This is a genomic window from Kocuria rhizosphaerae, from assembly GCF_044462265.1.
Classification (GTDB): domain Bacteria; phylum Actinomycetota; class Actinomycetes; order Actinomycetales; family Micrococcaceae; genus Kocuria; species Kocuria rhizosphaerae.
Map to the genome: position 1 here is coordinate 1 of NZ_JBISWL010000013.1, position 16706 is coordinate 16706.

At 74.5% G+C, this 16706-nt stretch carries 18 protein-coding genes; 10 read left to right on the forward strand and 8 right to left on the reverse strand.

All coding sequences use genetic code 11. The features are described from left to right. A partial coding sequence (locus ACH9EU_RS01035; RefSeq protein ID WP_396412070.1) for an iron dependent repressor, metal binding and dimerization domain protein occupies positions 1-545 on the reverse strand: 545 nt, incomplete at its 3' end. 203 nt (positions 546-748) lie between these two features. Between ACH9EU_RS01035 and ACH9EU_RS01040 the strand changes: the two genes are divergently transcribed. The 5 genes from ACH9EU_RS01040 (at position 749) to ACH9EU_RS01060 (ending at position 5248) form a co-directional block, all read left to right on the forward strand. After that, positions 749-1282 carry a DUF4242 domain-containing protein gene (locus tag ACH9EU_RS01040; protein WP_396412071.1) on the forward strand — a complete coding sequence of 178 codons (534 nt, stop codon included), beginning with the start codon at positions 749-751 and terminating at the stop codon, positions 1280-1282. 129 nt (positions 1283-1411) lie between these two features. Then, a complete protein-coding gene (locus tag ACH9EU_RS01045; RefSeq protein WP_396412072.1) occupies positions 1412-2497 on the forward strand; it encodes an acyl-CoA dehydrogenase in 1086 nt (361 codons plus the stop codon). After that, positions 2473-3231: an ATP-binding cassette domain-containing protein gene (locus ACH9EU_RS01050; RefSeq protein ID WP_396412073.1), complete on the forward strand. Its 759-nt coding sequence runs from the start codon at positions 2473-2475 to the stop codon at positions 3229-3231. The genes ACH9EU_RS01045 and ACH9EU_RS01050 overlap by 25 nt, the downstream gene beginning before the upstream one ends. Further along, entirely contained in the window at positions 3228-4409 is a 1182-nt protein-coding gene (locus ACH9EU_RS01055) for an ABC transporter substrate-binding protein (RefSeq protein ID WP_396412074.1), read from the forward strand. Before ACH9EU_RS01050 ends, ACH9EU_RS01055 begins: the two co-directional genes overlap by 4 nt. Next, positions 4406-5248: an ABC transporter permease subunit gene (locus ACH9EU_RS01060; protein WP_396412075.1), complete on the forward strand. Its 843-nt coding sequence runs from the start codon at positions 4406-4408 to the stop codon at positions 5246-5248. The genes ACH9EU_RS01055 and ACH9EU_RS01060 overlap by 4 nt, the downstream gene beginning before the upstream one ends. 3 nt (positions 5249-5251) lie before the next feature. On the opposite strand, the gene ACH9EU_RS01065 is transcribed toward ACH9EU_RS01060, so the two are convergent. Both ACH9EU_RS01065 and ACH9EU_RS01070 read right to left on the reverse strand, forming a co-directional pair. Further along, the gene (locus tag ACH9EU_RS01065; protein ID WP_396412076.1) at positions 5252-5434 is read right to left on the reverse strand and encodes a CDGSH iron-sulfur domain-containing protein; all 183 of its coding nucleotides are present in this window, start codon (positions 5432-5434) and stop codon (positions 5252-5254) included. A gap of 50 nt (positions 5435-5484) precedes the next feature. Continuing rightward, positions 5485-6603, reverse strand: a complete 1119-nt coding sequence (locus ACH9EU_RS01070; protein WP_396412077.1) for an iron-containing redox enzyme family protein — start codon at positions 6601-6603, stop codon at positions 5485-5487. A gap of 124 nt (positions 6604-6727) precedes the next feature. Between ACH9EU_RS01070 and ACH9EU_RS01075 the strand changes: the two genes are divergently transcribed. From ACH9EU_RS01075 to ppsA, 4 genes are all read left to right on the forward strand, one after another. Then, positions 6728-8086 carry a solute carrier family 23 protein gene (locus ACH9EU_RS01075; RefSeq protein WP_396412078.1) on the forward strand — a complete coding sequence of 453 codons (1359 nt, stop codon included), beginning with the start codon at positions 6728-6730 and terminating at the stop codon, positions 8084-8086. A gap of 75 nt (positions 8087-8161) precedes the next feature. Continuing rightward, complete coding sequence (locus ACH9EU_RS01080) at positions 8162-8641, forward strand: hypothetical protein (RefSeq protein WP_396412079.1); 480 nt, start codon at positions 8162-8164, stop codon at positions 8639-8641. A gap of 32 nt (positions 8642-8673) precedes the next feature. Continuing rightward, on the forward strand, positions 8674-9099 hold the full coding sequence (locus ACH9EU_RS01085; RefSeq protein WP_396412080.1) for a four-helix bundle copper-binding protein: 426 nt from the start codon (positions 8674-8676) through the stop codon (positions 9097-9099). A 1-nt stretch (position 9100) separates the two neighbouring features. Further along, positions 9101-11509, forward strand: a complete 2409-nt coding sequence (gene ppsA, locus ACH9EU_RS01090) for a phosphoenolpyruvate synthase (RefSeq protein ID WP_396412081.1) — start codon at positions 9101-9103, stop codon at positions 11507-11509. A gap of 28 nt (positions 11510-11537) precedes the next feature. On the opposite strand, the gene ACH9EU_RS01095 is transcribed toward ppsA, so the two are convergent. The 3 genes from ACH9EU_RS01095 to ACH9EU_RS01105 all read right to left on the reverse strand — a co-directional run bounded on the left by ACH9EU_RS01095 (position 11538) and on the right by ACH9EU_RS01105 (position 12982). Next, positions 11538-11966, reverse strand: a complete 429-nt coding sequence (locus ACH9EU_RS01095) for a universal stress protein (RefSeq protein ID WP_396412082.1) — start codon at positions 11964-11966, stop codon at positions 11538-11540. A 36-nt stretch (positions 11967-12002) separates the two neighbouring features. Further along, complete coding sequence (locus ACH9EU_RS01100; RefSeq protein ID WP_396412083.1) at positions 12003-12428, reverse strand: universal stress protein; 426 nt, start codon at positions 12426-12428, stop codon at positions 12003-12005. 137 nt (positions 12429-12565) lie between these two features. Then, positions 12566-12982 carry an Hsp20 family protein gene (locus ACH9EU_RS01105; protein WP_396412084.1) on the reverse strand — a complete coding sequence of 139 codons (417 nt, stop codon included), beginning with the start codon at positions 12980-12982 and terminating at the stop codon, positions 12566-12568. A gap of 287 nt (positions 12983-13269) precedes the next feature. Between ACH9EU_RS01105 and ACH9EU_RS01110 the strand changes: the two genes are divergently transcribed. Continuing rightward, the gene (locus tag ACH9EU_RS01110; protein WP_396412085.1) at positions 13270-13788 is read left to right on the forward strand and encodes a hypothetical protein; all 519 of its coding nucleotides are present in this window, start codon (positions 13270-13272) and stop codon (positions 13786-13788) included. A 51-nt stretch (positions 13789-13839) separates the two neighbouring features. Here the strand turns inward: ACH9EU_RS01110 and ACH9EU_RS01115 are convergent, their stop codons facing one another. Continuing rightward, entirely contained in the window at positions 13840-15159 is a 1320-nt protein-coding gene (locus ACH9EU_RS01115; RefSeq protein WP_396412086.1) for an erythromycin esterase family protein, read from the reverse strand. Continuing rightward, positions 15156-16511, reverse strand: a complete 1356-nt coding sequence (locus tag ACH9EU_RS01120) for a phosphoribosyltransferase family protein (RefSeq protein ID WP_396412087.1) — start codon at positions 16509-16511, stop codon at positions 15156-15158. The genes ACH9EU_RS01115 and ACH9EU_RS01120 overlap by 4 nt, the downstream gene beginning before the upstream one ends. Between the last annotated feature and the right edge of the window lie 195 nt (positions 16512-16706).

The following is a 16706-nucleotide window of genomic DNA, read 5'->3' on the forward strand; positions in this document are numbered from 1 at the left end:
GGGCGGATGCCGTGGTCGCCGAGCCAGCGCAGCAGGCGGGGATCGGCGTCGGAGACGCGGGTCACGACGACCGTGGCTCCCGGCGGTGCGTCGGCCAGGGGGACCGCCGCGGCAGGGGGCACGGTGCCGTCCCCGCGCGGGATCGGGTCCCCGTGCGGATCCCGCTCGGGGTGGCCGAGGAGGGCGTCGATCCTCGAGACGAACCGCTCGCTCACGGCGTGCTCCAGCACCTCCGCCTCGTCGTGCACCTCGTCCCACCCGTAGCCGAGCCTGCTGGTCAGGAACGCCTCGAGGATCCGGTGGCGGCGGACCATCTGCAGCGCCGCCTCCCGGCCCCGCTCCGTCAGGGTGATCCCGCCGCGGCCGTGCCGTGCGACGAGCCCCTGGGCCGCCAGCTTCTGGACGGCCTCCGACACCGTGGACGGCGAGAGCCCGAGCCGCTGGGCCAGTCCCGTGGTGGTCACGGCGTCGGAGGACCACTCCTGGGCCAGCCAGATGGTCTTCAGGTAGTCCTGGACGGACCGGTTCAGCTCCTCCGCGCGCACGGCTCCAGGGTATCGGCCACCCCACCGGGGAGTGGCGCAGTATCTCCCGGCGGAGCACCCGGGTCAAGTGCGGAGGGGGCAGCACCCTTTGTGTTGCGCCGTGTGACGACATCCGGGACCCTCCGCGGACCGCGTGCCTAGCCTGGGACCAGCACCCCATCGGGCTCCGGCCGAGGAGCCCCTCCCGTCCGGAAGGAACCAGCATGTCCCTGCACCTGCTCGAGATCGTTCCCGCGGCACCGTCCAAGGACGCCGTCTCCCAGCTCATCGCCTCCGTCTCCGAGGCCGTCTCCGCCGCCGGCGCGGAGTTCATCGAGTCCCAGGTCACCGCCGACCACGGACGCGTCTTCGTGATCGTCGAGTCCGACACCGCCGAGGGCCTCGCCCAGACGGTGCGCTCCGCCGCCGGGGACGCCGCCGTGGAGGTGACCGGCCCCGACGCCGTGCGCCTCGTGGGCGCCGAGCTCGAGGACATCAAGAAGCTCAAGGGCGACGCCCAGTACCTGGTCGAGTGGGACATCCCCGCCGAGATCACCATGGAGCAGTACCTGGCACGCAAGAAGGCCAACTCCCCGAAGTACGCCGAGGTCCCCGAGGTCTCCTTCCTGCGGACCTACGTGCGCGAGGACACCGCCAAGTGCCTGTGCTTCTACAACGCCCCCGACGAGGCGTCCGTGGAGCGCGCCCGCCAGGCCGTGGGCACGCCGTTCGACCGGATGTTCAAGCTCAACGTCTGATTGGTTCCACCCGCTCGGCCACCGGGCGGCGACGCCCCCACGCGGCGGTCCCGGTCCCGGGGCCGCCGCGGGCCGTTTCGCGGGCGGCCCCGGTCCGACCAGCAGACGTCCACGGCAGAACGGAAGCCCATGACCCAGTCCACCCGATCCCCGTCCCTCGGGTCCCGGCCCGCGGACCAGGACCTCCTCGCGCCGCTGGTCTACTACCCCGACCACGGCGTCGTGCGCGCCGCCGCCGCCGCACGCGCCCGGGACGTCGACGCGTCGGCCGTGTCCCCGTTCGAGACCCTCCGCGAACTGGGCGCCCGCGGCCTGCTGGACCTGGGCCTCACGGGCTCGCTCGCCCCGCAGGCCGCGGTGGTCTTCGACCTCGCCGCCGAGTGCACCGCGACGGCGTTCTCGCTGTGGGCCCACCGGGCGGCCGTCGAGTACCTCCACGCCACCGGGACCGCGATCCCGCCGGAGATGCGCTCCGGCGCGGTGCCCGGCTGCTCGGCGATGGCCCCCGCCTTCAAGGAGGCGGCCGGGATCGGGCGGATCCCCGTGACGCTCACCGAGGGCCCGGACGGACCGGTGCTCGACGGCACGGTGCCGTGGGCCTCCAACCTCTACCCCGAGGGCCTCGTGGTGCTGCCGGCCGTGCGCGAGGACGGCACCCGCACGGTGGTGCGGACGCGGGTCTCGGCGCCGGGGGTGACGGTGCGCCTGCTGGAGGACCTCATGGCGCTCAACGCGACGGCCTCCGGTGTCCTGAGGCTCGAGAACGTCCCGGTGGACCCGGTCCAGGACGTGCTCAGCGAGGACCTCCCCGGGTTCCTGGCCGCCGTCCGCGGCCCCTTCCTGCTGCTCCAGACGGCCTTCTGCCTGGGCCTGTCGGCGGCCTCCCTCACGGCCGCGCGCGACGGCATGGAGGGTGTCGCCGAGGTCTTCCGGGAGGAGCTGGAGGAGTCGATCGCCGAGCAGCGGCGGCTGCGCGCCGCGCTCCTGCGCCTGGCCGGGACACCCCGGGACAACGGTCCGCGCGAGGTGTTCGCGCTGCGCCTGGACGCCGCGCTGCTGACCGGCGCGGCCACCAGGATCGAGGCGAAGGTCGTGGGCGGGCGGGGCTACGCCATGTCCTCGCCCACGGCGCGCCGGGTCCGCGAGGCCGCGTTCCTGCCGGTCCAGTCCCCCACGGAAGGACACCTGCGGTGGGTGCTGCGGAACCAGGGCTGAGCACCGGCGCGGCCCGGCCCGCGCTCACCGTCCGCGGGCTGCGCAAGAGCTACCCCGGGGCCTCCGCGCCCGCCCTCGACGGCGTGGACCTGACCCTGCACAACGGCGAGACCCTGGCCGTGCTGGGGCCCAGCGGCTCCGGGAAGTCGACCCTCCTGCGCGCCATCGCGGGGCTCGAGCCGCTGGACGGCGGGAGCATCGAGTTCGGGAACGCCGACGAGCGCCTCGCCGTCGTCTTCCAGGACCCCGGGCTGTTCCCGTGGCTGTCGGTGCGGGAGAACATCGCGCTGGGCGGCCGGTACCGGCGCAACCGGGACCGCTTCGACGACTCCCGGGTCGAGGAGCTCCTCGGGATCCTCGGCCTCACCGCCCTCGCGCACACCCCGGTCCAGGAGCTCTCCGGCGGGCAGGCGCAGCGGGTGTCCGTGGGCCGTGCCCTGGCCGTGCGCCCCGACGTCCTGCTGCTCGACGAGCCGTTCAGCGCCCTGGACCCCGCGACCCGCAAGGACCTCCAGCTGTGGCTGCGCGGGCTCGCGACGGAGCTGGAGCTCACCGTCTTCCTCGTGACCCACGACGTCGACGAGGCGATCACGCTCGGCGACCGGATCGGGTTCTTCGCCGGTCCCCGGGGATTCAGCCGTCAGTGGGTGCCGGCCCGTGACGGCACGACGGCCCAGCAGATCCTCGCCCACTACCGCGGGACCGACACCGGTTCCGGGAACTGGGTGATATGAGCGCCGCCGGGCCGAGCCGGCGCGTCCTGCTGCGGGCGGGGGCGGGTGCCGCGGCGCTCACCGGCCTCGGGTGGGGCGCGGGGTCCCTCTACGCCGGGGCGCAGCGGGAGACCCGCGGCGCGGGAGGCCCGTCGCGCCCGGTGCGGATCGGCTACCTGCCCATCACGGACGCCACTCCCCTGCTGGTCGCGCACGCCCACGGGTACTACGACGACGCCGCCGTCCCGGTCGCCGACCCGGTCCTGTTCCGCAGCTGGGCGTCCCTGTCCGAGGCGTTCGTCGCGGGCAAGGTGGACGCGATCCACATGCTCATGCCCATGGGCCTGTACATGCGCTACGGGCTCGGGGCCGACGTCCGGATCACGGCGTGGAACCACATCAACGGCTCCTCGCTCACGGTCCGCCCGGACGTCGAGCGGCTCGAGGACCTCGCCGGGGAGTCCGTGGCGATCCCGGCGTGGTGGTCCGTGCACAACGTGATCGTGCAGAAGATGCTGCGGGAGAAGGGGCTGACCCCCGTCATGCGCGAGGCCCCGTCCGCCGGACGCCGGACGGTCGCCCTCTTCCCGATGGCGCCCTCGGACATGCTCCCGGCGCTCAACAACGGGGTGATCGGCGGCTACGTGGTGGCCGACCCGTTCAACGCGGCGGCCGAGGCGCGCGACGTCGGCACCATCCACCGCTTCCTCGGGGACGTGTGGCGGGACCACGCGTGCTGCGTGACCATGCTGCGCGGCGAGCTGATCCGCAACCGGCCCGAGCAGGCGGCCGGGTTCATGGACGCCCTCGTGCGGGCACAGGCGTGGGCCCGGACCAACCGTCCCGAGACCGCGGCCCTGCTCGCCGCGGACTACCTGCCCCAGCCCAGACCCGTGATCCAGACGGCCCTGACCTACCACGCCGCGCAGCACCGGGACGCGCTGGAGAACCCGGCCTGGCACGGCGAGCGGCTGGACTTCCGCCCCTACCCGTACGCGAGCTTCACGGAGGAACTCGTCCGGTCCATGCAGGAGACCGTCGTCGACGCGCCGGCCGGCTTCCTGGCCGGGCTGGACCCGGCCACCGCCCACCGCGAGCTCGTCGACGACACGCTCGTGACCCGCAGCATCGAGAGGGCCGGCGGACCGGGCGTGTTCGGCCTGACCGGCACGACCCGCACCGAGGAGATCCGCCCATGAGCGCCCCGCACCGGCCGGACACCCCGGCCCGCCCCACCGACCTCGACGACGGCGCCCGCCCCGCCGCCGGGCGCCCGTCGCGCCGGCCGCAGCCGATCGGGCCGGCGTGGGCGGTCTTCGGCGTGCTGACCGCGGTCGCCGTGTGGTGGGCCTTCACGCACGCGGCCGCGGAGGCCAGCACCATGATCGCCGCGTTCCAGCCGGAGCGTCTGCCGGGCGCCCTGGCCTCCCTGCTCGAGCGCGGCGTCGTGGTCCAGGACGGGCTGACGAGCCTGTGGCGCCTGCTCGCCGGGCTCGCGGCCGCCACGGTCGTCGGCGTTCCCCTGGGCCTGCTCATCGGCTCCTACCGCCGGTTCCGCTGGGCCAGCGCCCCGGTGGTGCAGTTCCTGCGGATGGTCTCCCCGCTCTCGTGGGCGCCGGTGGCCGTGGCGCTGCTGGGCGTGGGCAACGCGCCCGTGGTCTTCCTGGTGGCGGCCGCCGCGGTCTGGCCGATCACCATGAACACCGCCGCCGGTGTGGCGGCGCTGGACCCGCTGCACCTGCGGGTCGCCAGGACGCTCGGCGCCACGCCGGTGGAGCGACTGCGGACCGTGGTCATGCCCAGCATCCGCCCGTTCGTGATGACCGGTGTCCGGCTGGCCCTGGGCATCTCGTGGGTCGTGATCGTCCCGGCCGAGATGCTGGGCGTCAGCAGCGGGCTGGGCTACGAGATCCTCAACGCCCGCGACCGGCTGGCCTACGACGAGATGCTCGTGGTCATCCTCGTGATCGGGCTGATCGGCATGGTGCTCGACGGCCTCGCCCAGTGGCTGCTGCGCGAGCCGGGTCCGCGCCGCTGACGCTCAGCGGGCCCGGAACCCCGCCCGCTTGTGCGTGCCGTCGCAGAACGGCTTGATCGACGACGCCCCGCACCGGCACAGGGCGACCGTCGCCCGGCCCGGGTCGAGGGGACGGTCGTCGCCGTCGCGCAGCTCGTAGCCGCCGCGCACGAGCAGCGGTCCGTCCGGACACACGGTGATGGTCACGGGCTCCTGGGGGCGGGCGCCGCCCTCCCCTTCCCCGGGGGTCCGCGCGCTCACGGGGCGAGCCCCGCCGCACCGGCCCGCGCCCCGGCCGGGGACCCCGCCCGCAGCGCGGACTCCCCGGCCGCCCAGCGGTCCAGGGTCGCTCCGGCCGCGAGCGCGTCGACGTGCAGGACGCAGCGCGCCCCGAAGAAGACGTCGGCGGCGACCGCGGGGTCCTCGACCACGAGCCCGCCGGCCATGTCGCGGGCGGCGATCTGCTCGTGCGCGGCGTCGGCCTCCACGTGCTCGTCGTAGAACGCGGCCGCGGCCGGAAGCCCGAGGCGCCGGAAGCCCCGGGCCAGGAAGCGGGAGGGCCCCGACGAGGTGATCTCGTACATGGCCAGGTGCCCCACGGAGGCGCCGCGCAGCCGGCGCTGCAGCCCGAACATCATGACGGTGTTGACCCCCGACAGCCATGCCGCGGGCACGCGGTCCGCGGCCGCGCCCCAGGTGTCGTCCAGCCCGGCCTCGCGCATCGCGGCCGCGAACAGCGCCGCGTGCATGCGGTGGGCGTGGCCCCCGCCGTACTCGTCGACCTGGATCTCGATCAGCCCGGCCTTGGCCCGGCCGCTCAGCCGCGGGATCGCCCACGTGTGCGGATCCCCCTCGATCAGCTGGTACACGGACTTCAGCTGGAGGTACTCCCGCGCCTGCCCGGCGGTGGCCCGGCCGGAGAGGTGGCGCGCGAGGCTGGGCCCGTCGTCGTCGGCGGCGATCCCGAAGAGGGCGTCCGCGACCGCCTGCGGGCTGCCGGGCACGGGGTCGGCGGGCACGGCGGCGCGCAGCCGCGCCTCGAGCGCGTCGGAGAGGATCCCCCGGACCCGGACCAGCTCGGGGTGGGTCTCCCACCGGTCGTCGACGCCCTGGATCCCCTGGTGGGCGAGGGCGTGCAGGGCGAACAGGCCCAGCTGGACGTCCTCGTCGGCGAGGAGGTCGCCGGACCGCGACACCGCGGCCCGGGCCGCGGCCGGCAGCCGGCACGCCCGGGACTCGGCCCCCGGGGAGCAGGGGGCGTCGCCGAGCACCGCGAGCAGGTCCTCACCGAACGGTCCTCGTGGTCGTGGTCCGGGCATGCCGCGAGCGGTGTGGGCGTCGCCCACACCGGGGGCCGCCGTGGAAGTTTTCATCATCCCCCTGATCATATGGGCGCGCTCCGACACGTGCGAACCCCGGACGCCCGTGCCGGGGGCGGGGACACCGAGTACAGTGGTGGCGGCCCGGCTCCGGGCCCACCCCGCCGTCGAGGAGACCCGCATGAGTTCCCCCGTGCCCGGACGCACCACCGCCAACCGCCTCGGACTGGGCTGGCGCCTCCACGGCGACGGCCGCACCGTCACCTCCGGAGAGGTGGTCAGGCCCAGGGAACGGCTCACCTGGCCGCGGACCGGAGCGATCGGCGCCCAGCACGTGGTGGCGATGTTCGGCGCCACGTTCCTCGTGCCGCTGATCACCGGTTTCCCGCCCTCGACCACCCTGCTGTTCTCCGGGGTGGGCACGATGCTGTTCCTGCTGGTGACCGCCGGGCGGGTGCCCTCCTACCTCGGCTCCTCCTTCGCGTTCATCGCCCCGATCACCGCCTCCGTGTCCCAGTACGGTCCGGGCGGCGCGCTGGGCGGGGTCGTCATGGCCGGTGCGGCACTGTTCCTCATCGGCCTGGTCGTCCAGGTGGCGGGCACGGACTGGCTGCAGCGGCTCATGCCCCCGCTCGTCACGGGCACGATCGTGGCCCTGATCGGCTTCAACCTCGCCCCGTCCGCCAAGGAGAACTTCATGGCCGCGCCCGTCACGGCCCTCGTGACGCTCGCGTCGATCATCCTCGTCTCGGTGCTCTTCCGGGGGCTGCCCGGGCGGCTGTCCATCCTGCTGGGGGTGCTGATCGGCTACCTGACGGCCGTCGCGCGCGGCGAGGTGGACTTCGCCCGGATCGGCAGCGCCTGGCAGGAGCAGGGGCTCTTCGGCCTGCCCCCCTTCCAGGTCCCGGAGTTCCACCTGCCGCTGATGGGGCTGTTCGTCCCCGTGATCCTCGTCCTGGTGGCCGAGAACATCGGTCACGTGAAGTCCGTGGCCCTGATGACCGGCGACGACCTCGACCCCTGGATCGGGCGGGCCATCATGTCCGACGGGCTGGCGACCGTGCTCGCGGGCTCCGGGGGCGGCTCCGGGACCACGACCTACGCCGAGAACATCGGCGTGATGGCCGCCACGCGCGTCTACTCCACCGCCGCGTACTGGGTGGCCGCGGTCGTGGCCGTCCTCCTGAGCGTCTTCCCCGTCGTCGGCGCGGCGGTGGCCACGGTGCCGGCCGGTGTGCTGGGCGGGGCCGCCACGGTGCTCTACGGGATGATCGGCATGCTGGGCGTGCGGATCTGGGTCCAGAACCGCGTGGACTTCGCCAACCCGGTCAACCTCACGACCGCGGCAGTGGCCATGATCGTCGGCGTCGCCGACTACACGTGGGCCGCCTCCGGCCTGCAGTTCGCGGGCATCGCCCTCGGCACCGCCGCGACCCTGGTCGTCTACCACGTGATGGCCGCGCTCGCCCGGCTCCGCGGCACGGTGGGCCGCGACCCCCTGGAGCCGGACAGCACCCGCATGCCCTCTCCCCTGGGCTGACACGCCGCGGCGGCCGCCCCCCCTCCGGTTACCCGTCGGTAGAAGAAATGTGCCCATCGACGGCCGGATTTCTTGGTGACCCAGGTCACGGACCCCTACCGTGGAATCCCGGAGGCCGCGGAGCAGGCCACGAACGACGACCTGCAAGGGGAGACCATGCACCACAAGCTGTCCGTTCTCGTCCAGGTGGACCTCGACGGCCGGCACGTCCGGCTGGTGGTCTCCGGGTGCCTCACGGAGGTCAACCACCGCGCCCTGTGCCCGGTGGTCCGCCGGGCCCGGACCCTGGTCCCGGGCATCGCGGTGATCGTCGACGCCACGTCCGCCCACCACGTCGAACCGGCGGCGGTGGGCCTCCTGCGCTGGGCCGCCGAGCACGACGACGCCGTCCAGGGCACGCCGCCGGTCGGGTTCGTCCTGCCGGCCGAGCTGCCCGGCCACGGCACGGTCACCCGCCTGTCCTCCTGGACCGGGGCCCGCCGGGGCGCGCGGCACCGGGAGCCGGGGGACGTCGCACCGGCCCGGGTCGCCGTGGACTCCCGGCTCGCCGGCTGAGCAACCCGCCCGCACTCGTCCCAGGAGGTCCCGTGAACGCCGTGCACCGAGCACTGATGGCCCATCCTCTGGCCCCGGAGGTCTCGCGCGAGGAGCGCTCGGCCGAGGCGGAGTGCATCAGGGCCTGCATCGAGACGGCCGAGAGCTGCCTGATCGGCGCCGACGCCTGCGTGGAGGAGGACGCCGTCGCGGAGCTGCGCGAGTGCCTGCGGGCCCAGCAGGACTGCGCCGCCCTCTGCACGGCCACCGCGGAGGTGCTCGCGCGCCGCGGCTTCCCCGAGTCGGGAGGCGGCAGTGCGGTCCTCCGATCGCTGCTGGAGACGTGCCGGGAGGCGGCCCGCGTCTGCGGGCACGCGTGCGACGAACACGCCGAGGCCTACGAGCACTGCGCCGTCTCGGCCGAGGCGGCCCGCCGGTGCGAGCAGGCGTGCGCGGAGCTGCTGGCCGAGGAGAGCTGACGTGAGCGCTCCCCACGTGCTCTGGTTCGAGGACCTGGGGATCGGCGACGTCCCCCGCGTGGGCGGGAAGAACGCCTCGCTCGGCGAGATGGTCCGGGCCCTGGCCGGGCGCGGGGTGCGCGTGCCGGAGGGGTTCGCGACCTCCGCCGACGCCTACCGCGACTATCTGGCGGCCAACGGGATCGGCCCGGCCCTCCGGGATCGGCTCGAGGCACACCGCACGGGACGTGCGACGCTGCGGGAGACCGGGGCCGCCGTCCGGGAGCTGTTCCTGCACGGCGAGTTCCCCGAGGACACCGCGGAGCAGATCCGCCGGGCCTACCGGGAGCTCTGCCGGCGCACCGGCCGCGCGGACGTCCCGGTGGCCGTGCGCAGCAGCGCGACCGCCGAGGACCTGCCGGACGCGAGCTTCGCCGGCCAGCAGGAGACGTTCCTGAACGTGGTCGGCGAGGAGCAGCTGCTGGAGGCCTGCCGGAAGTGCTACGCGTCCCTGTTCACGGACCGGGCCATCACCTACCGGGAGCTCAAGCGCTTCGACCACACCGCCGTCGCCCTGTCCGTGGGCGTGCAGGAGATGGTCCGGGCGGACGTGGGCGCCTCGGGGGTGATGTTCTCCATCGACACCGAGACCGGCTTCCCCCGGGTCGCCGTGATCAGCGCCGCGTGGGGTCTGGGCGAGACGGTGGTGCAGGGGGCCGTGGACCCCGACACCTACATGGTGTACAAGCCGCTGCTGGACGTGGCGGAGGCCCCGATCGTGGAGCGCAGCCGGGGCGCCAAGCTGCAGAAGATGGTCCACGCCGAGCACGCCCCGCCCGGGGCCGCACCCACGCGGGTCGTGGACACCACCGAGGCGGAGCGGCGGGCCCTCGTACTCGACGACGCCGACGTCCTCCGCCTGGCCCGCTGGGCGGTGCTCGTCGAGGACCACTACGGCCGGCCCATGGACCTCGAGTGGGCCAAGGACGGGCTGACGGGCGAGCTGCACCTCCTCCAGGCCCGGCCGGAGACGGTCCAGGCCGGGCGCAGCGGGTCGCGCTTCACGGTCCACCACCTCCGGGAGAGGAGCCGGGTGCTCGCCGTCGGCGCGGCCGTGGGCGACAGCGTGGCCACCGGTCCGGCCTGTGTCGTGCGGAGCACCGCGGACATCGACGACTTCCGGGACGGGTCCGTGCTGGTGGCCGAGATGACGGACCCGGACTGGGTGCCCGTCATGAAGCGCGCCTCCGCCGTGGTCACGGACCACGGCGGGCCGACCAGCCACGCCGCCATCGTGAGCCGGGAGCTGGGGCTTCCCGCCGTCGTCGGGACCGGCAACGCCTCGGCGGTCCTCGCCGACGGGCAGGAGCTGACGGTCTCCTGCGCCGAGGGGGACCGGGGCACGGTGTACGAGGGCACCCTCGCGTACGACGTGGAGGAGGTCGACCTGGGGCTGCTCCCGGCCCGGCGCACGGCCCTCATGGTCAATGTCGCCAGTCCCGCGGCCGCCTTCCGGTGGTGGCGGCTGCCCGCCGACGGCGTGGGCCTGGCCCGGATGGAGTTCGTCGTCAACAACATCGTCCAGGTCCACCCCATGGCCCTCGTCCACCCCGAGCGGGTCGGCGCGCAGGAGCGGCGGCGGATCGCGGAGCTCACGGAGGGCTTCGAGGACGGCCCCGAGTACTTCGTCGAGACCCTGGCCACCGGCATCGCCAAGCTCGCCGCGCCCTACCACCCGCGGCCGGTGATCGTGCGGCTCAGCGACTTCAAGACGAACGAGTACGCGCACCTCGTCGGCGGCGCGGCGTTCGAGGAGGCCGAGGAGAACCCGATGCTCGGGTTCCGCGGCGCCTCACGCTACTACGACCCCCGGTACCGGGAGGGCTTCGCCCTGGAGTGCCGGGCCCTGCGCCGGGTGCGCGAGCACATCGGCTTCGACAACGTGGTGGTCATGGTCCCCTTCTGCCGCACGCCCGCCGAGGCCGACCGCGTGCTGGCCGAGATGTCGGCCCACGGCCTCGAGCGCGGCCGCCACGGGCTGAAGGTCTACATGATGTGCGAGATCCCCTCCAACGTGGTGCTCGCCGAGCAGTTCGCCACGCGTTTCGACGGCTTCTCGATCGGCTCGAACGACCTCACGCAGCTCGTGCTCGGGGTCGACCGCGACGCGGAGGCCCTCCGTGCCCTGTTCGACGAACGGGACGAGGCGGTGACCCGGATGATCGGGGAGGCCATCCGCAAGGCCCACGCCGCGGGGATCCCCATCGGCATCTGCGGGCAGGGCCCGAGCGACCACCCCGACTTCGCCGAGTTCCTGGTCGGGGAGGGCATCGACTCCATCTCGCTGAACCCGGACAGCTTCCTGCGCACCGCGCGGCGGATCGCAGAGACCGAGCAGCGCCTCGCGCCCGGGGGCGCCGCGGACCGGTGAACCGCTCCGCTCGGTGTCGGACGACGGGTCAGTGGCGGACGACGAGGACGGGGCACCGGGCGTGGGCCACGCACGCCCCGGAGACCGAGCCGAGGGACCCGCCCCGGACGCCGCCGCGCCCACCTCGGCCCAGGACCAGCATGAGGGCACGCTCGCTCTCCTCCACGAGACGGGCCGCCGCCCGGCCGTGCACGAGCTCCGCGCTGAGACCCTCGGGGACCTCGTTCCCGAACGCGCCGGCGATCGCGGAGCGCAGCCGCTCCTCCGTCCCGGCGGGCGGCACGGCGGGGTCGACCGTTCCCCACCCCTCGTAGACGGGCGGCCCCTCCCAGAACATCACCGCGGCCAGGGGCGCCCCCAGGGTCCCGGCCACCCGGGCGCCCTCCCGCAGGGCCTCGAGGGAGGAGTCGGACCCGTCGACGCCGACGACGATCCGTTGTGACGCTGCTGCGACCATGGTCGTGCTCCCTTCGTTCGTGCGCGTCCGGCGCGCTCAGTGGCGCACCACGAGGACCGGGCACCGGGCGTGGGCGACGAGCGCGGAGCTCACGGACCCCAGCGCCTTGCCGACCACCCCGCTGCCGCGGCGCCGGCCCACGACGAGCAGCAGGGCGTCCTCGCTCACCTCGATCAGACCGTTCGCCGGCCGGCCGCGCACGAGCCGGGAGCCCAGGCCCTCGGGAGTTCCGTCGTCGAACGCCTCCGAGACCGTGCGCTCCAGGAGCGCCTCGCTGCCGCGGCGCAGCTCCTCGGGATCCGCCACCCCGTAGCCGTCGTACAGGATGGTGTCCTCCCAGCACATCACCGCCTCGAGGGGGGCACCCAGGGCCCCGGACAGCCGCGCCCCGTGCCGGAGCGCCTCCTTCGACTCGTCCGAACCGTCGACGCCGACCACGATCCGACCTTCCGTACCACTCATGACGGTTGCCCCCTCGAGCTCGCGGACCGATCCTTGTGGCTCCACGATAGGTCCCGGTGACCTCCGTCACAACGCACCGCGCGGGCGGGGCCGTCCGTGNGGTCCGTCGCCGCCGCCGTCACGGCCCCGGCGTCGCCTCAGCTCCGCCTGACCTCGATCTTGCGGGTCTCGGGGGCCTCCCCCTGATCGGCGACGGGGACGCGGACCTCGAGCACGCCGTCGCGGTAGGCGGCGCTGATGTCCTCGTCCTTGCATCCCGAGGGCAGCGGGAGGGTCCGGGTGAAGGAGCCGTAGCGGAACTCGGAGCGGTAGCTGCTCTTGTCCTTGTGCTCGTGCTTCTCCCGGCGCTCCGCCCGCAGGTGCAGCGTGTCGTCGACCACGGTGAGCTCGACGTCGCGGTCCGGGTCGATGTCGGGCAGCTCCGCCCGGATGACCAGGGTGCTCCCGTCCCGGTACTCCTCGACCCGCGGCCACGAGGTCTCCACGTCTCCCTCCAGGAGACGGCGGAAGGGCTCGAGCATCTCGAACCCCTCCCTGCGCATCAATCCGGCCATGACCTGACTCCTCTCAGTGGCACCGGCTCCGGAACGGAACGAGCCGTGGCCGGCCCGGGCGTCCGGAGGAGCCGGTGCGGTCCGGTGGGACGATTCCAGCGTAGGCACCCCCGGGCGGCGGCGTAAGACCCGGAACCCACCGCGCGCGTTGATGACGTGCCGGACGCCGCGGGGCCCGGCAGCTCCTGGCCCGCCGAGCTCCACGGGGCGATAATCGGAAGCACCCCGGTCCCCGGCCGCCGTCCGGCGCCCGGCCCCGGGGACCGGGAGAGATCGGGGTGTCCGCCGTGGACAACAACGTCATGAAGATCGTCTACACCTTCTTCCTGGGAGCCCTGCTGGCCCTGTTCGTGGGACTCGGCATCCAGACCTTCTACCCCGGCCCGGAGATGCCGGAGTCGATCTCCCGGATGGAGTTCGCGCCCGGGGAGAGCACGCCCGGCGACGAGGAGGCCGCGGAGCTGGAGGAGAACGAACGGCAGTGGCAGCAGTGGGAGGAGGAGCGGCAGACCTACAGCCGCAACGTGGCCGTCGTGGCCCTGGGCGCCTCCGTGGCGCTGCTCGGTCTCAGCCTCGTGCTCGAGCGGCGCAACCGGGTCCTGACCAATGGCGTGATGCTCGGCGGTCTGTTCACCCTGATCTACGCCATCGGGCGCAGCTTCGCCTCCGACGAGACCAGGATGACCTTCGCCGCCGTGGGCGTGGGTCTGGCCGTGGTGCTGTTCCTCGGCTACCGGCGCTTCTTCCAGGAGGGGACGCCGGGCGGGGCCCCGGCCGGGGACCGGCGGCAGCCCACCGGGAGCTGACCCCCGCCCGGCTCCCCGGCTCCCGGATCGGGGCCGGCGAGCCGGACCGGCCTAGAATCCGGTGGGCTCGGTCTCCAGCTCCGGCTCCTCCGGTGGCCGTTCGTGGTGCAGCGGCCGCAGCGCGGTGGTCCGCTCGAACCACAGCAGCGCGTCGTAGCGCTGCCCCATGCGCGTGGGGACGTAGTTCCCGGCCTCGCGCCACGGGTGGTAGACGACGCCGATCGCCCGGTGCCCGAAGCGGCCGGAGAGCCACGGTCCCGAGCGGTCGGGCCCCAGGACGAACACCGCCGGCCCCCCGAGGACACGGTGCAGGAGGTCCTCGTGCGAACCGGAACGGGCCTCGGGCACGGGCATCACCTCCTCGGCCGCTCCCCAGGACTCCGCGGCGATCACGGTCCCCGCCCACGAGGCGAAGCCGACGAGCACGACGTCGTCGGGGGCGTGGCGCTCACGCAGCAGCTGGCCCACGTTCACCAGCCCCGCGCCGGCCATGTCCGTGGCCCGGGCGTCGCCCACGTGGGAGTTGTGCTCCCACACCAGGCCCCTGCTCCCGGGGCCGTGGTGACGGGAGAGCAGCGCCGCGGTGTCCGCCATGTGCTCGTCGCGCACGTTCCAGGACTGCCGGTCGCCACGGACCATCGTGCGGTAGTAGCGCTCCGCGTCGACGGCCACCATCGCGTTGAGTGCCGCGTCGAACGCCTCGGGGTCGCCGCCGTCGAGGGTCCGGCGGCGCACCTCCGAGAGCAGGGCGACCACGTCCGCCTCGCAGCTCTCGGGCACGAGCCGGGTGCTCCACGCGTACTCGTGCGGGTCCTCGCGGTACGGGACGAAGCACTGCCAGGCCTGCCGCGCCGCGGGCAGGGCCTCGGGGGCGTTGCGCTCGAGCCACGCGATGATCTCCCGCAGCGAGTCCCACAGGGAGTACACGTCCAGACCGTAGAACCCCACCCGGTCGCGCTCGGACCGGCGGGCGTTCTCCGCGCGCAGCCAGTCGAGGAATCCGGCCACCTCCTCGTTCGCCCACATCCACGTGGGCCAGCGCTCGAAGCTCTCGAGCGCGCCGCGGGCGTCCAGGTGCTGGCCCGCCTGTCCGCGCACCCACTGGTTGAGGCGCCAGCAGTCCGGCCAGTCGCCCTCCACCCCGATCCACGTGAAACCGTGGTCGGCGATCAGCCGCCGGCTGAGCCGCGCCCGCCACTCGTAGTACTCGTGCGTGCCGTGGGACGCCTCCCCGAGGCACACGAACCGGGCCCCGGCGCAGCGGCGGACGAGCTCGTCGAGGTCGGCGTCCTGCGCGAGGGGGCGTGCCAGCGCACGGACCTGCTCCGGCACGCCCTCGGCCCGGGCGGCTCCCCGGCCCGGCGGGCTCACCGGGTGACCCCCTCGGTCCGCTCCTGGACCGGCGCGAGGTGGCGGGTGAACCACTCCCGGGCGAGTCCGGCCGCCTCGTCGAGGGTGCCGGGCTCCTCGAAGAGGTGCGAGGCACCCTCGACCACCGCCAGCCGGGTCGGGCAGCGCATCGCCTCCTGCGCCCACCGGTTCAGGCCGAGGACCTCCGTGTCCTCGCTGCCCACGATCAGCAGGGTCGGCGCCTGCACCTGCGGCAGCCGCTGGTCCGCGAGGTCGGGCCGGCCCCCGCGGGAGACGACCGCCGCGACCCCGGCGCCCGGCTCGGCGGCGGCCCACAGCGCGGCCCCCGCCCCGGTGCTCGCCCCGAAGTACCCGACCGGTGCGTTCCCCGCGCCGGGCCGGCCCCGCAGCCACTGCGTGGCCGCCAGCAGCCGCCCGGCGAGCAGCTGGATGTCGAAGACGTTGGCGCGCTCCGCCTCCTCGGCCGGGGACAGCAGGTCCAGCAGGAGGGTGCCGAGCCCGGCCTGCCGGAGCACGGAGGCCACGTGCTGGTTGCGGGGGCTGTGCCGCCCGCTGCCGCTGCCGTGGGCGAAGACCACCACCCCGGACCCCGGCGAGGGCAGGGACAGGTGGCCCTCCAGCCGCACCTGCCCGGCCGGGATCGTGACGTCCTCGTCGACGGCCCCACCGGCGACGGCCCCACCGGGGCGGGGCGGTCCGGGCAGCTGCACCTGGTGCCGGCGCCGCGCGGCGTCGAGCAGCCTGATCACCTCGTCGTCCTCCGTGGCCGTGAAGTCCCGGTAGTGGTAGCCCACCGCTGTGAAGTGTGAGGGCGTGGCCAGGCAGATCACCTCGTCCGCCTCCTGCATCCGGCCCAGCGCCTCCTCCGGGGCGACGGGCACGGCGAGCACCACGCGGGCGGCGCCCAGCTGCCGTGCGATGCGGCACGCCACGCGCGCCGTGGAGCCCGTCGCGATGCCGTCGTCGACGATCAGTGCGGTCCGGCCGGTGAGGTCGACGCGCTGCCTGCCCTCGCGGAACCGCGCGGTCCGGGCCTCGAGCACCGAGCGCTCGCGCTCCTCGATCCGCTCCACCTGCTCGTCGGTGATGCCGAAGTGCCGCAGCGTGCGCTCCTCGAGCACCCGGGCGCCCTCCTCGCCGATGGCGCCCATGGCCAGCTCCGGCTGGGACGGCACCCCCAGCTTGCGCACCACGATCACGTCCAGGGGGGCGTCGAGGAACTCGGCCACCTCGTGGGCCACGGGCACCCCGCCGCGCGGGAGGCCGAGCACCACCACGTCCCGGCCCCGGAAGGAGGCCAGCCGCCTCGCGAGCTGCCGGCCCGCGTCCACCCTGTTCTCGAAGACCACCACGTCCCCCACCACCTCTCGGGCGGACGTGTGCCACGCCGCCGCTCCGGTGCTCCTCTGGGCACGTCCCCCGCTCCGCCCGGGGCACCGCGGCCGGGCACTGCAACGGGTGCTTCCAGCGTAGGCAGACGGGGTGGACGGCGGAAGACCCGCCCGGCAGGTGACGGTCGTGGACCGTCGCGAGGACCCCGGTGCGAT